The sequence below is a fragment of the Ohtaekwangia sp. genome, assembly GCF_036786105.1.
GTDB lineage: Bacteria > Bacteroidota > Bacteroidia > Cytophagales > Cyclobacteriaceae > Ohtaekwangia.
Genome location: NZ_DAIQRQ010000014.1, coordinates 75,968 through 88,474 on the forward strand (window position 1 = coordinate 75,968; position 12,507 = coordinate 88,474).

A 12,507-nucleotide genomic window follows, 5' to 3' on the forward strand; every position below is an offset into this window, starting at 1 on the left:
ACTTCATATTGATGGAACAGGTGTATATTGGATCGTAATTCTTTCGAGATGGCTTGCGTGAGTGACGGCAGCGCGTTCACAAAAAAGTAATCGGCATACGTAAAGTCATTGGTTGTTTGGCTGATCCCTCCGTAATCATCAGCCTGGATCATATTTCTGCGGAAATTGAAGAACAGCCGGTAAGTACTGTCTTTGGATTGATACGAAGTATACAGATCATAGTAGTTGGATACCACATTACGATCGCCCTTACCGGAGCGCTGTATTTGCTTATCGATAAAAAGTCCCCGGTAGTTAAAGCCCACGTTCCAACGGGGGTTAACGTTGCGGCTATACGTTGCCCGTGTTATCGATCGCCCCTTGCCGCCCAGAATCACACGCATGTTGGAATATGGTGATTTGGTATCGTAATACTTAACCTCTTCTGTATCCCAGATCAAATCGTATTGCCTGAAGCCTGACGTTACCCCGATAATATCAGGTGTCTGATAATAGATCGGATTCATTGCCGTACCTATATTGCCCAGATCCTGGTACATGTAATTGTTCTTCTGTATGTAGGTATACCGATGAAAATTGCGCGGGACCGTATCGATGAGATAATAGGTTTGCCTGTTCAGGAAGACATCCTTCTCGAAGAAATAACGCGAGGTCTTCGGGCCATATACTTGCTTGGTAGTGTCATCAATAATTCGTGAACCTCTCCGCGGGCTATCGTCCTGAGCCGAAGCCATTGTTATGCTCCCTGCAAAACCTATGAATAGTATAAATCGGATGAAACGCACGCGCAAAAATAGACTTTTAAATGATTTCTGATGGCTTAGACTCATCGGTGACGGCATTTAAAATCATCGTATCAAAATCCTGTCCATTTTTCAAAAAATTAACTTCGATTGGAATATAAAATAATGGAAGTTCTCTTCGTTCAGCATCGAACCGGTGGTCGATCATCTTTACCATATCTTTTTCGGTGGTAATAATGCTGGCTGCCGGATTCGCTGCCACCAACTCCTGCAGGCGCTTGAAGTCATCCGGAGTATAGGTATGGTGATCGGTCAATTCAATATGCTTCACCATAGCATAGGCAGCCGAGATAAATTTAATGAAAGGCTCAGCCTGTGCTATGCCGGTAATAACAATAACCTGTTCACTCAATGACTGCTTATTACCAAAAGGCACCGGCACACCATAACGGATGCTTGAAAAGAATACGGGGCTCAAAGTATATTTCCGAATACGTTGCTCAATATCCATACGCTCTTCATCCGAAATTACAGACGGGCATTTTGTAACCACTACTACATCCGCTCGCGATGCATTGCCGCGTGACTCGCGCAAACGACCCGCAGGCAAAAGAAAATCTTCATAAAACGGCCGGTAGTAGTCTGACAATAAAATAGTAAATGATGGTTTTACGCGTCTGTGCTGATAGGCATCGTCCAGCAGGATTACGTTGGTATCTTCTGCTTCCTGCAAGATATTGGGTATAGCAAAGGCGCGATCCTCTCCTACGGTTACCAGTATCCGGTCGGTAAATTTTCTATGAAATTGCGCGGGTTCGTCTCCGAGAGTACCGGCATCATCTTGAGAAGAGGCGATGCGAAAGCCTTTTGTTTTTCGGCCGTAACCACGACTGAGTGTTGCTACTTTATAGTTTGTATAGAGCAGCCGGATAAGGTGTTCTATCATGGGTGTTTTCCCGGTGCCTCCCACTGTGAGGTTGCCAACGCAGATAACCGGTACATCAAAACTTGCAGATGGCTTCAGGCCACGGTTATAGAATATATTCCGCAGAGTCGTAACAAGGTCGTAAAGCACAGCGAAGGGAAACAGGAGGATTCGAAATACTATCATAGAAAATATAAAATGCCTGAACTCAGAACCGGAATGCGAATGAAATTTAAACTCATCACGTAAAATTTCTTACATACGAACCGCTATATTCACCCCGGAACAAGTACGTATGACCGTAAAGATAAAAGATGTAACCGATTACCTGGAATCCATCGCTCCAAGAAGCTACCAGGAATCGTACGACAATGCAGGGCTGATCACCGGCAATTCTTCCTGGACGGTAACCGGTATACTCGTAACCTTGGATTGCGTTGAAGCGGTAATAGAAGAGGCCATCACCTCTCAGTGTAACCTCATTGTAGCCCATCACCCCATTGTATTCAGGGGATTAAAAAAATTGAACGGCAATAATTATGTTGAGCGCACGGTAATCAAAGCCATCAAACACGATATCGCTATATATGCCATCCATACCAATCTCGATAATGTACACATGGGTGTGAACCGTAAGATATGCGAAAAGATAGGCCTCAAAAATCTTAAAATCCTTCAGCCGAAAAAAGATACACTGAGCAAGCTCGTCACTTTTATACCCACTCAACATGCCGAGGCTGTGCTAGGTGCATTGCATCAGGCGGGTGCCGGACAGATTGGTAACTATAAGAACTGCAGTTTTCGCACGGAAGGCACGGGCACCTTTATGCCTAATGAAAGTGCTTCCCCCCACATCGGTGAAGCAAATCAGCAGGAGTTCGTAAAGGAAGTTCGTGCAGAAGTAATTTTCCCTACACACCTGGAAGGAAAACTATTACAGGCGCTCCGGTCAGTACATCCGTATGAAGAAGTTGCATATTATTCGAGTATATTATCAAATGAAAATCAGGAAGTTGGATCAGGGATGACGGGCGAGTTAGAAACACCCGTTGAACCATTAGCCTTTCTTCAGGGTTTAAAGATCAGTATGGATTTACAAGTGATCCGTCACACTAAAATCAAATCAGGCCCGGTTAAAAAAGTGGCCGTATGTGGAGGTTCGGGCAGTTTTCTGCTACCTCAGGCAATCCAGTCAGGGGCCGATATGTTTATAACGGCCGATTTCAAATACCATGAATTTTTCGATGCTGATGGCCGTATAACCATAGCGGATATTGGTCATTATGAGAGTGAAGTATTCACCAAAGAACTTTTACAGGATGTTTTAATGAAAAAATTTTCTACTTTTGCGATCATTTTTTCAAAAACCGTCACGAATCCAATTAGCTACCTATAACGAATGGAAAATCAATCAGTCGCACAGAAGCTTGAAGCGCTCGTAAAACTCCAGTCCATTGACAGTAATCTTGACGAACTTAAAAAACTCCGGGGCGATCTGCCAGACGAAGTTCAGGATCTGGAAGATGAAATAGAAGGCTACAAAACCCGCCTCACCCGCCACGAAGCCGAGCTAAGGGATATCGAGGAAAACAACAAGAAGCACAAGGAAGGTATCAAAGAAGCTGAAAAGCTTATCAAGAAATATAGCGAGCAACAGAAGAACGTTAGGAACAACAGAGAGTTTGACGCTATTACCAAAGAAATAGAGCTCCAGGAACTGGAGATCCAGATCTGCGAAAAGCGGATCAAGGAAGGCAAAGAAAGCATTACCCAGAAGAAAGACGAGATCGAAAAAACAGATGCGCTGATCAAAGAACGTGGCGAGCATTTGGATAATAAAAAGAAGGAGCTGAACGACATCCTTGCAGAAAGCCAGGAAGAAGAAAAGAGACTCCTTGCCGAGCGTGAGAAAGCTTCCAAGAAGATTGAAGATAAATTACTGAAGTACTACGAAAGGCTGAGAGGAAGTCTCTCCAACGGCTTGGCCGTAGTGCGCGTAGTACGTGGTGCCGCAGAAGGTTGTAACATCGTGATCCCTCCTCAAAAGATCGCTGAGATCCGCGAGAAAAAGAAAATTGTTATCGATGAACATTCTGGTCGTATCTTAGCAGACGTTGATATGGATTCCCTCGATGAAGGCGACAAACCCAAAACCGCTAAGACAGCCGCACCAGCACCTAGCCGCAGAAAGAAAGTTGAATAACATTGTTTTTTGTTTACACAAAAAGGCAGGCCTTTGCGCTTGCCTTTTTTTATGCGCATTACTGCCGGGCTATGCGCAGGAATGGACTTTTAATACCACCTCCCAACAGGCATACGACCTGGTTATGAACCTGCAAACGGAGGAAGCACGCGCGCTAATCCCTAAGCCTGAAACTCCGCAGGAACATTATGTAACCGCACTCGCTGAAGCCCTTGAACTGCTCATTACTGAAGATGGCGAGAAGTTCTCTGACTATGAGGCGCTGTTCGAGAAAAGACGCGACCGCAAGACCAAATTTACTTCCGCAGATGACTTGTTTCTGCAAGCCGAAATCAGTCTGCAATGGGCATTTGTATACCTGAAGTACGGCCATGAGTTTGATGCAGCACTGAACCTGCGACAGGCGTATCAGACGTCACAGGAAATCAAAAAACGCTTCCCTAAGTTTGCCGCGATTCATAAAACCGCCGGACTGCTTGAAATCATTATCGGATCTGTTCCTGAAAAGTATGACTGGGTGTTGGGCCTGTTAAACATGGAAGGCTCCGTAGAGCAGGGACTGAACGAGCTCAGTAACTTCTCTCAATCCAATCATGTGCTCTCATTTGAAGCCAGTGCATTGTATGCACTTACACAGGGATTTGTATTGCAACAGCCAGCCATAGCGCTGGCCGAAGTAAAGAAAGACCTTGCTATTCATCCCAGCAACAAGTTAGCGTTGTTTTTAGGAGCAGCATTGGCGATCAAAAACTCGCAGAGCGAAGAGGCTTTCGTTATGCTGAACACACTGAGCGATCAACCACAAAGCCTTCCCCTCTACTATGCCGATTACCTGAAAGGAGAAGTATACCTGCACAAGGCTGAATATCTGAATGCTATATCATCGTATCGGTCATTCATCAATAACTATAAAGGCGTTAACTACATGAAAGACGCCAACTACAAAATCGGGCTGTGTTACTGGTTGAATGGCAACAGCAGTGATGCACGGGCTGTGTTCAAGCAGGCCAAAACAATTGGAAAAGAATCTGCGGAAGCTGATAAATATGCGGCACGAAGCATGGCCGAAGATGAACTGCCGCACATCAAGCTGACACGTGCACGATACTATACCGATGGTGGCTATTATGATGATGCTTCCAGGGTGCTCGCGTCCATCACAACACGAGAGCTCCCCACAAAACGCGACCAGGTGGAGTATGCCTATAGAAAGGCACGGGTAGCACACAAAACCAACGACCTGGCTGTGGCCAAAGAACAATACCTGCAAACTATTAAGTTGAATGGAGACGAGCCGTGGTATTTCGCTCCCAATGCCAGCCTGCAATTAGGCTATATAGCGATTGCCGAAAACAACATTGCACAGGCGAGAGACTACTTCAGGCGGGCATTGCTGTACAAGAAGCACGAGTATAAAAACAGTATCGATAGCAAAGCTAAATCTGCACTGGCTCAGCTTAACGACCGCAAGTGATCGCGATCATTATACCGCTCGATGGAGAAAACAGAGCCGGTATAATTGAGTACATACAGACAAAGATTTTCATGCTCAAACATATCCATGCTCTTGAGCGGGTAACGCAACAAGTGTGTCAGCAAAATGCGGATAGCCCGGCCGTGCATGCAGATCAGAATCAACTCTTCGTCAGTCTTGCTCATAATATGATCGACTGCCGGCTTCATCCGCACAATTACATCTTCCGGACTCTCACCGCCTTCAATGCGTAACGAAGTATTGCCTAACTCCCACTGGCGCAGCATATAATGATAGTACTCATCTTCGGAAGGAGAAACCTTGAAGCCTTCTTTCGTGCCCCAGCTGATTTCATTTAAACCTGCAAGCTGCTCGTGCGGCAGGCCCTTGTCCAGAAATCCCTTTACCGACTGGTGCGTGCGCTTCAATACGGAAGTATATACCTTTTGAAACGGAATATGTCCATAGGTTTCAAAGAAAGCCTGTGCCTGTGCCCTTCCGCGATCGTTCAGATCGGTATCCACACCGCTACCCTGCACAATGTTCTGCAGATTAAAGTCTGTTTGTCCGTGGCGGATCAGGTAGATTTTTTTACTGGTCAATTTTGCATTATTTTGGGCGCAAGTATAGCTAATCGCAAGCAGTTATCCGTTATCAGAAACAGTTATCCGGGCAGATTGTTCATTTGACCGGCAACACCGCGGTAAGGCTATACGAAGCAGATTTAAACCGAAGCATGAGCATTTTTAAACACGTAACCGTTGAAGCGCTCAACAAGTGGTCGCCCAACACCATGGCCGAAAATATCGGTATAGAATTTACAGCCGTGGGCGAAGATTACCTCGAAGCAAAAATGCCTGTTGACCATCGAACTCATCAACCCATGGGATTGTTACACGGTGGCGCCTCCGTGGCCCTGGCTGAAACCATGGGCAGTGTGGCTGCCATGTGTTGCGTAGATATAACCCAGCAGTATTGTGTTGGATTAGAGATAAATGCCAATCACATTAAAAGCGTACGAAGCGGATTTGTGAAAGGTATTGTCAAAGCAATACATATAGGAAAAAAGACACAGGTGTGGGAGATCCGCATTACCAGCGAAGAAAACCAGCTGGTGTGCGTCAGCCGGATTACCATGGCGGTGCTTGACAGAAAGAATTAAGAAGAGAATTGGCTTTGCGCATGAATAATGTCACTGCGGTTTCACCATCCTTGCAACGGGAAACCGATTACTTGTCTACCCTCATCGCCTATGCAATTGAAAATCAGTTTTCAGTTGCCGTGTGGCGTCTTCCCAACGATTCGGTAAAGCATATTGTTATTTCGCGCAAGCCGCAGCTCCTGAAACGGGATGCTACTATTCTGGAAGAGCTGGAGCAGGGATTTATCTTCGCTCCTTTCGACCGAAACAGCGATACTATATTTCTACCAGCCGACTATAAATTTTCGTTCACAGACGGAACATTGCGAGCTCCGGAGCATCCGGTAGAGACCACTTCGCATACCTGGTTTGAGGAACAGTTTCAGGCAATGTCTGCAAAAGTTACCCGGTTGCATCACGCTAAGAATACCGAAGTCATACACCATGCCGTTACTGATTATACATCGCTGGTAGCTGCAGGTGTAGCAGAGATTGAGAAAGGAACGATGGAGAAGATCGTACCTTCCCGCACAAAGATGATCGACCTGCCTCCCGAATTCGATATAGTGCAGTCGTTTCAAAACCTGTGCCGCACCTACCCTAACGCATTGATCTCGTTTGTAAGCTCTCCTGAAAGCGGAAGCTGGCTGGGCGCAACGCCCGAGGTACTGGTAAGCGTGGAAGACAAACAGATATTCCGAACTGTAGCACTGGCCGGAACGCAACCTTACCAGGAAGGCACAAACCTGAAAACTGTTGCCTGGACCCAAAAAGAAATTGAAGAGCAGGCATTGGTAGAACGCTATGTGATTAGCTGCTTTAAAAAAATACGGGTACGGGAATATGATGAGCATGGCCCCAAGACCGTAGTGGCTGGCAATCTGATCCATTTGAAGTCTGATTTTACCGTGGATATGAAAGCGATCGACTTCCCGCAACTGGGTTCGGTTATGCTTCAACTCCTCCATCCTACTTCGGCAGTATGTGGTATGCCACTTGAACCCGCGCTTGATTTTCTGAGGAAGCACGAAGGATATAATCGCCAGTTCTATGCAGGTTTCCTCGGCCCGGTAAATGTAGCGGGCAATACAAATATATTTGTCAATCTGCGTTGCATGCAGCTGCTCGACAGTAAAGCTATACTCTATGCCGGTGCCGGTGTAACGATCGACTCTATACCCGAACGGGAATGGAATGAAACCGAGATCAAGTTCAACACCTTGTTGAATGTTCTGAAATAAAAGAAGTCCGAAACTATATTTCGGGCTTCTTCTTTTACAGTCAGTGTTTATAAGTAACTCAACCACCACTTTTCGCGGTGATTCAGTTTATAAGTATCGTACCATTTGCACAGCGGATATAGCGCCAGCACAACGCCGATCCACACAAGGTATGTAACCCCCAGACTAAATCCGTAACCTTTCAAAGCCGGTGAGTCCGTAACCCACGTATTGAAGGTCATATCCGAAAATGTATAGCCAGTGGACATGGCTGCTATAACAGCAATAATATGGATGAGGTAAAGATGTAAAATATAGTAGAACATCGGCACACGGCCCAGTGAAATGAGTGCCAGCGAGAACTTTCCTTTAAAGTTTTCGGAGATTGACAGGAACAACATGGCAGGCCCCAGCGTGATGAGTAAATACAGCAGTGAGGGAGGATACTTCGTTACATTCATGAACGAGAGGAAGGTAAATATACCATTCTTCTGGGTACTCCACGGATTCGGGTCACCGTACACATTGATCAGCCGCAACACTACAAACAGGATAATAGCGCCACCACCCAGATACGTTAATATCTTCTTTCTGCGCTGTGCATCAAACGAAGACAGGTAGAGGGAACCGAAGCAATACCCCAGTAGCATAGTGCCTGCCCACGGAATAATCGGGTAACCAACATATAAAAACGTAAAGGAAAACGTAAAACCACCTTGCTCATGCAACAGCGACCAGGCTAACGCATCCGCTCCCTGACCGGTTACATGTATACCGTCCAGCAGGTTGTGGCCGAATACAAGTATAATTCCCGTGATCAAAATTGCCTTGAATGGCAGGTGAATAAAAGCTGACAGCGTGATCATACCCAGCGCAAGTGCCCAGATCACGGTTAACGCCATTAGTGAGAAATGTATATTAAAGAACCAGGCAAAATTGATTACTGTAAACTCCAGAACGATCAGCCAAATACCACGTTTTAACAGAAACGCAGTAAGTTCTTTTTTGCCCTTTCGGCTACCTACCATGAAGGCCGATGTGCCGGCCAGAAATACAAATACAGGGGCACAGAAATGCGTGATCCATCGTGTAAAAAATATAGCAACAGTTGTCTTCTCCAGGTTTACCGGATTGAACAGAAATGCATCAGCATGAAAATAGTCTCGCACATGGTCTAGCGCCATGATCACCATTACAATCCCCCGCAGCAAATCGATCGATTCAATACGGATAGATTTTGTAATGGGTACAGTTGCCGGGGGTGTAAGGGTTGTAGCGTTCATACGGTTGTGAAAGTACTGATAAATGGAACGGTGTTATATCAATTGGGCGACATATATATTTCAACTTCTGATACGCAATTCGCAAGAACCGGGTTGATATTTTAGCAAGGTATTCTCATACTGGATAACATTCCAATAAATACATTCTACTACCTGGTCATCAGCGTTTTATACCACAACAAGCGCAATCTCCTCTACGAAAAATAACTTTTGATCGTTGAAAATAGTCGTCAGCGTTCATCCATACAACCGGATTTCAAACGTTGGTGTAGATTTGGAACGTTCGGCACAGAATTTACACAGATTTCTGTCGTTACCTTAAGGTCAAATTGACGTTCATGAAATTCATATCAACAAAAGTGCATGGCGTGCTTGATTATCTGGTGGGAAGTTTGTTGATCGCAATTCCCTGGTTATTCGGATTTGCAAGCTACGGCCAGGAGACCTGGGTTTTAGTTATCGCCGGTACAAGCATCATAATCTATAGCTTTTTAACCCAATACGAAGCAGGCCTTATGAAAGTGCTCCCCATAACAGCACATCTTATTTTTGATTTTATACTGGGTACATTGATCGTAGCTTCCCCCTGGTTGCTGGAATTTGATGCACAGGTTTATCTCCCACATGTAGTGACCGGTAGTCTGTTGGTGCTGGCTGCTATATTTACCCGTACCATTCCGGCAGATGATCGGATGAATGAACCTGGACTGTTTGAACGCGGCTTTGACAGCAATACTTCTGAAGAACCACTCGTGGCCAGCAAGAGTCGCGGCCCCTGGGTTACACACTAAATTCATTGCATACAACAGCCCTTCGCAAGGCAATTGAAAGTGAAGTATATCCATTGCCTTTATAGAATATACTATATATTTATTTTGCCCACATACTTCTCAACCGATTTCCGCATCGCTTCGAAATTTTTGTTATATCATCAAACGTTTGATGGTTTCACCGCTTGATTGAATCGTCTATATTTACTCACATGGTGAAAGTAATTGTAGTAGATAATCACGCCCTCTATCGAATTGGTCTTGTAACGTTACTAAAAAGTGATCCCCGATTTGTGGTAGTCGGTGAATACAAAAGTTTCCAGGCCATTAAACCGCATATTTCAACTCTAAATGCAGATCTTGTATTCATTGACATCTCTCTTAACAGGCAAAGCGGACTGGATATAGCGGCATATATAAAAAATAATACCCCGTCAATTAAGGTAATTATACTTACCGCATTAAACGAAGAATGCTATATCTTGAGCGCTGTAGAAGCGGATGTCGATGGATATATTCACAAAGATTCTGAGCCATCGGAATTGCTCATGGGCATAGGACGTATACTGGAAGGCGAAAAATTCTATTCCCTTGACATATCAAACCGCCTCATTAGCAACCTGCATAAGAAAAATTTCCGCGGCCTTCCATTCCTTACCGCCAAAGAAAAAGAAGTAATCCGTTACCTGATGGAAGGTAATTCCACCAGGAGGATTGCAGAACTGATGGAGATAAGTCCGCGCACGGTCGATACTCACCGTGCTAACATTCTCGGTAAATTCAATCTTAAAAACACGAATGAGCTTATTTCGAAAATAGCAAAGCAGAAGATACGCATATAAATAAATTGTTATCAGCTACCTTACCGCAATCTACTTTTATAGAAAATCATTAACTGCTAACGAATAACATGTCATAGATAACATATATATACTACCACAAAAATGGTGAGTAATTAAAATGATAAAATTTCTCTTTAAAACATACACCTGATCTGTATACCTTTAATAAAAAGTACCATTTTAAACGTTAACAATCCTTCCAAAAGTTAATATGGTGTTGTTGGATATAACGATAGCGCAATTACTCGCTGACCCGATGATGTATGTCATTTCCTTCCTGTTAGGTGTTGGTACACTTATTCTTATCTTTCGAGAACTACAGAAAAACACGTTGATTGTCAGAGAAAAACCAAGCGCAAAAGAACTTATAGATAAACTTGAAGACATTGGTTTCTTCAATGAAATAGATCGTGTTGAATATAAACTTGCCTCCTACCGACTTCTAAGAAGAACGTATGCAATTATACGCGAGACACTGCAACAGCTGAATAAAGATTTGACATTGGAACACAGGTCTATTCTGAACAAAGATCTTCAGACATTACTCCTGGACACGGAGGAACTTCTCTATCATCCGGCAATAGCGCAAATGCTGCATGACACCGAAGAACTGAAAATTCAAAAGCCCGCGAAGGATAAACTTTCAAATCTCAAACGAAGGTATCATAACATCCTGTTGAAGTATGACAAGACACTGCTGAGCAGGGAAACGTTTTTTGCAATGCAGTCATAATCTTACAAAGTCTGGAAGACGATTGACGAGCACCGAAGTAAGTGGCGCTCCAGCAGCTCGTTGCCAGAGGCTAGCAGCCGAAACTTTTTTCTACCTTGCGGAATGAAGGATTTCAAGAAATACTATACCATACCCGCTACGCCCGGGTATGTATACCTTGCACTTACCAATCCCACTACAATTCAATTATGGTCAGGTGAAGCAGCAGAGATGTCAACTGAGCCGGGGTCTGAGTTTTCACTCTGGGACGGCAGCATTGTAGGCAGAAATATAGCGTTTGAGCCAGGAAAAAGGATCGTGCAACAATGGTACTTCGGAGATCAACCTGAAGAATCTATTGTTACTATAAAGTTACATCCGGCTGGCGATGATAGTACATCAGTAGAGCTTCGTCATACCAACATTCCGGATCAGGATTACGAAGATATTGTTGACGGCTGGAATACGATGTATTTCGGAGCGCTTCAGGAATTTTACGAAGAGTAATAACCTATTATCATGAACAACCAACCGGAAGTCTGGCTGCGCGGACCCATAGAAAATATACCGCCCTTGTTGCAGCCTGTGGCGCACGCGTTGTTGCAAGCCGTGGAAGAAGCCGAAGCAGCGCTGAAGGGATTTGACGATATCTACTTATGGAAGAAACCAGCAGGCGTGGCATCGGTTGGATTCCACCTGCAACATCTTGCCGGTGTGCTCGATCGCTTGTGCACTTATGCCCGCGGAGAAGCGCTGAACGAGGTGCAGCTTCAGGCATTGGCATCAGAAGATCAATTCTCGTCAGCGTATACTTCGCAGTCGCTCCTACAGAAATTTCGCGAACAAGTGCAGCAAACTATACTGCAACTCAGCGCAACATCCGAAGCTGATCTTTTGCTACCCCGAGGTGTAGGACGAAAACAACTTCCATCCACAGTACAGGGTTTACTCTTTCATGCTGCAGAACACACCCAACGCCATATTGGTCAGTTGCTGGTAACAGTAAAAATGGTGAGTCTCATTTAGCAGGTAAACAGAAAGCAGTAGCCACCACTCCCACACCTCCAGTAGCCGGTAGCCAGCGACCAGCAGCTACTCCATAATCTGCTGAACCCTTCCAATCTGTCCATCCTCCAAACGTACTTTTATACCGCGATGATGCACGGGTGCGCTGGTGAGTATATCTTTTACAAT

Annotated in this window: 15 protein-coding genes; 10 read left to right on the top strand and 5 right to left on the bottom strand. The window is 44.8% G+C overall.

All coding sequences use genetic code 11. The features are described 5' to 3' along the window. Together V7Q33_RS09060 and lpxK are read right to left on the bottom strand one after the other, a co-directional pair. Positions 1-734 (bottom strand): putative porin (locus tag V7Q33_RS09060; protein ID WP_333819636.1); only part of this gene is annotated, 734 nt, incomplete at its 3' end. A gap of 67 nt (positions 735-801) precedes the next feature. Beyond that, a complete protein-coding gene (gene lpxK, locus V7Q33_RS09065; protein ID WP_333819637.1) occupies positions 802-1,854 on the bottom strand; it encodes a tetraacyldisaccharide 4'-kinase in 1,053 nt (350 codons plus the stop codon). Positions 1,855-1,963: 109 nt separating this feature from the next. Here lpxK and V7Q33_RS09070 point away from each other — a divergent pair, with 109 nt between their 5' ends. The 3 genes from V7Q33_RS09070 (at position 1,964) to V7Q33_RS09080 (ending at position 5,345) form a co-directional block, all read left to right on the top strand. After that, a complete protein-coding gene (locus V7Q33_RS09070) occupies positions 1,964-3,064 on the top strand; it encodes a Nif3-like dinuclear metal center hexameric protein (protein WP_333819638.1) in 1,101 nt (366 codons plus the stop codon). A 3-nt stretch (positions 3,065-3,067) separates the two neighbouring features. Further along, complete coding sequence (locus V7Q33_RS09075) at positions 3,068-3,871, top strand: zinc ribbon domain-containing protein (RefSeq protein WP_331978057.1); 804 nt, start codon at positions 3,068-3,070, stop codon at positions 3,869-3,871. 124 nt (positions 3,872-3,995) lie between these two features. Continuing rightward, the gene (locus V7Q33_RS09080; RefSeq protein ID WP_331978055.1) at positions 3,996-5,345 is read left to right on the top strand and encodes a tetratricopeptide repeat protein; all 1,350 of its coding nucleotides are present in this window, start codon (positions 3,996-3,998) and stop codon (positions 5,343-5,345) included. Here the strand turns inward: V7Q33_RS09080 and V7Q33_RS09085 are convergent. Further along, complete coding sequence (locus tag V7Q33_RS09085; protein WP_331978053.1) at positions 5,324-5,947, bottom strand: histidine phosphatase family protein; 624 nt, start codon at positions 5,945-5,947, stop codon at positions 5,324-5,326. The genes V7Q33_RS09080 and V7Q33_RS09085 overlap by 22 nt on opposite strands. A 134-nt stretch (positions 5,948-6,081) precedes the next feature. Between V7Q33_RS09085 and V7Q33_RS09090 the strand changes: the two genes are divergently transcribed. Together V7Q33_RS09090 and V7Q33_RS09095 are read left to right on the top strand one after the other, a co-directional pair. Beyond that, entirely contained in the window at positions 6,082-6,507 is a 426-nt protein-coding gene (locus tag V7Q33_RS09090) for a hotdog fold thioesterase (RefSeq protein WP_331978051.1), read from the top strand. A 20-nt stretch (positions 6,508-6,527) separates the two neighbouring features. Further along, positions 6,528-7,727: a chorismate-binding protein gene (locus tag V7Q33_RS09095; protein WP_333819639.1), complete on the top strand. Its 1,200-nt coding sequence runs from the start codon at positions 6,528-6,530 to the stop codon at positions 7,725-7,727. A 47-nt stretch (positions 7,728-7,774) separates the two neighbouring features. Here V7Q33_RS09095 and V7Q33_RS09100 read toward each other — a convergent pair whose 3' ends face one another. Further along, positions 7,775-8,989, bottom strand: coding sequence for a DUF1624 domain-containing protein (locus tag V7Q33_RS09100; RefSeq protein ID WP_331978047.1), 1,215 nt, complete (start codon positions 8,987-8,989; stop codon positions 7,775-7,777). Positions 8,990-9,327: 338 nt separating this feature from the next. Here V7Q33_RS09100 and V7Q33_RS09105 point away from each other — a divergent pair, with 338 nt between their 5' ends. The 5 genes from V7Q33_RS09105 to V7Q33_RS09125 all read left to right on the top strand — a co-directional run bounded on the left by V7Q33_RS09105 (position 9,328) and on the right by V7Q33_RS09125 (position 12,339). Further along, positions 9,328-9,780, top strand: coding sequence for an SPW repeat domain-containing protein (locus tag V7Q33_RS09105; RefSeq protein WP_331978045.1), 453 nt, complete (start codon positions 9,328-9,330; stop codon positions 9,778-9,780). Positions 9,781-9,971: 191 nt separating this feature from the next. Further along, a complete protein-coding gene (locus tag V7Q33_RS09110; RefSeq protein WP_331978043.1) occupies positions 9,972-10,601 on the top strand; it encodes a response regulator transcription factor in 630 nt (209 codons plus the stop codon). 211 nt (positions 10,602-10,812) lie between these two features. Continuing rightward, positions 10,813-11,334: a hypothetical protein gene (locus tag V7Q33_RS09115; RefSeq protein ID WP_333819640.1), complete on the top strand. Its 522-nt coding sequence runs from the start codon at positions 10,813-10,815 to the stop codon at positions 11,332-11,334. A gap of 102 nt (positions 11,335-11,436) precedes the next feature. Further along, positions 11,437-11,820, top strand: a complete 384-nt coding sequence (locus V7Q33_RS09120; protein ID WP_333819641.1) for an SRPBCC family protein — start codon at positions 11,437-11,439, stop codon at positions 11,818-11,820. Positions 11,821-11,832: 12 nt separating this feature from the next. After that, positions 11,833-12,339: a DinB family protein gene (locus V7Q33_RS09125; protein WP_331978037.1), complete on the top strand. Its 507-nt coding sequence runs from the start codon at positions 11,833-11,835 to the stop codon at positions 12,337-12,339. 66 nt (positions 12,340-12,405) lie between these two features. Here V7Q33_RS09125 and V7Q33_RS09130 read toward each other — a convergent pair whose 3' ends face one another. Continuing rightward, positions 12,406-12,507 carry a DUF2196 domain-containing protein gene (locus V7Q33_RS09130; RefSeq protein WP_333819649.1) on the bottom strand — a complete coding sequence of 34 codons (102 nt, stop codon included), beginning with the start codon at positions 12,505-12,507 and terminating at the stop codon, positions 12,406-12,408.

Coding starts and splice junctions, on each gene's coding strand:
- lpxK (WP_333819637.1), bottom strand. CDS start 1,854: ATGATAGTATTTCGAATCCTCCTGTTTCCCTTCGCTGTGCTTTACGAC.
- V7Q33_RS09070 (WP_333819638.1), top strand. CDS start 1,964: ATGACCGTAAAGATAAAAGATGTAACCGATTACCTGGAATCCATCGCT.
- V7Q33_RS09075 (WP_331978057.1), top strand. CDS start 3,068: ATGGAAAATCAATCAGTCGCACAGAAGCTTGAAGCGCTCGTAAAACTC.
- V7Q33_RS09080 (WP_331978055.1), top strand. CDS start 3,996: ATGAACCTGCAAACGGAGGAAGCACGCGCGCTAATCCCTAAGCCTGAA.
- V7Q33_RS09090 (WP_331978051.1), top strand. CDS start 6,082: ATGAGCATTTTTAAACACGTAACCGTTGAAGCGCTCAACAAGTGGTCG.
- V7Q33_RS09095 (WP_333819639.1), top strand. CDS start 6,528: ATGAATAATGTCACTGCGGTTTCACCATCCTTGCAACGGGAAACCGAT.
- V7Q33_RS09100 (WP_331978047.1), bottom strand. CDS start 8,989: ATGAACGCTACAACCCTTACACCCCCGGCAACTGTACCCATTACAAAA.
- V7Q33_RS09105 (WP_331978045.1), top strand. CDS start 9,328: ATGAAATTCATATCAACAAAAGTGCATGGCGTGCTTGATTATCTGGTG.
- V7Q33_RS09110 (WP_331978043.1), top strand. CDS start 9,972: ATGGTGAAAGTAATTGTAGTAGATAATCACGCCCTCTATCGAATTGGT.
- V7Q33_RS09115 (WP_333819640.1), top strand. CDS start 10,813: ATGGTGTTGTTGGATATAACGATAGCGCAATTACTCGCTGACCCGATG.
- V7Q33_RS09120 (WP_333819641.1), top strand. CDS start 11,437: ATGAAGGATTTCAAGAAATACTATACCATACCCGCTACGCCCGGGTAT.
- V7Q33_RS09125 (WP_331978037.1), top strand. CDS start 11,833: ATGAACAACCAACCGGAAGTCTGGCTGCGCGGACCCATAGAAAATATA.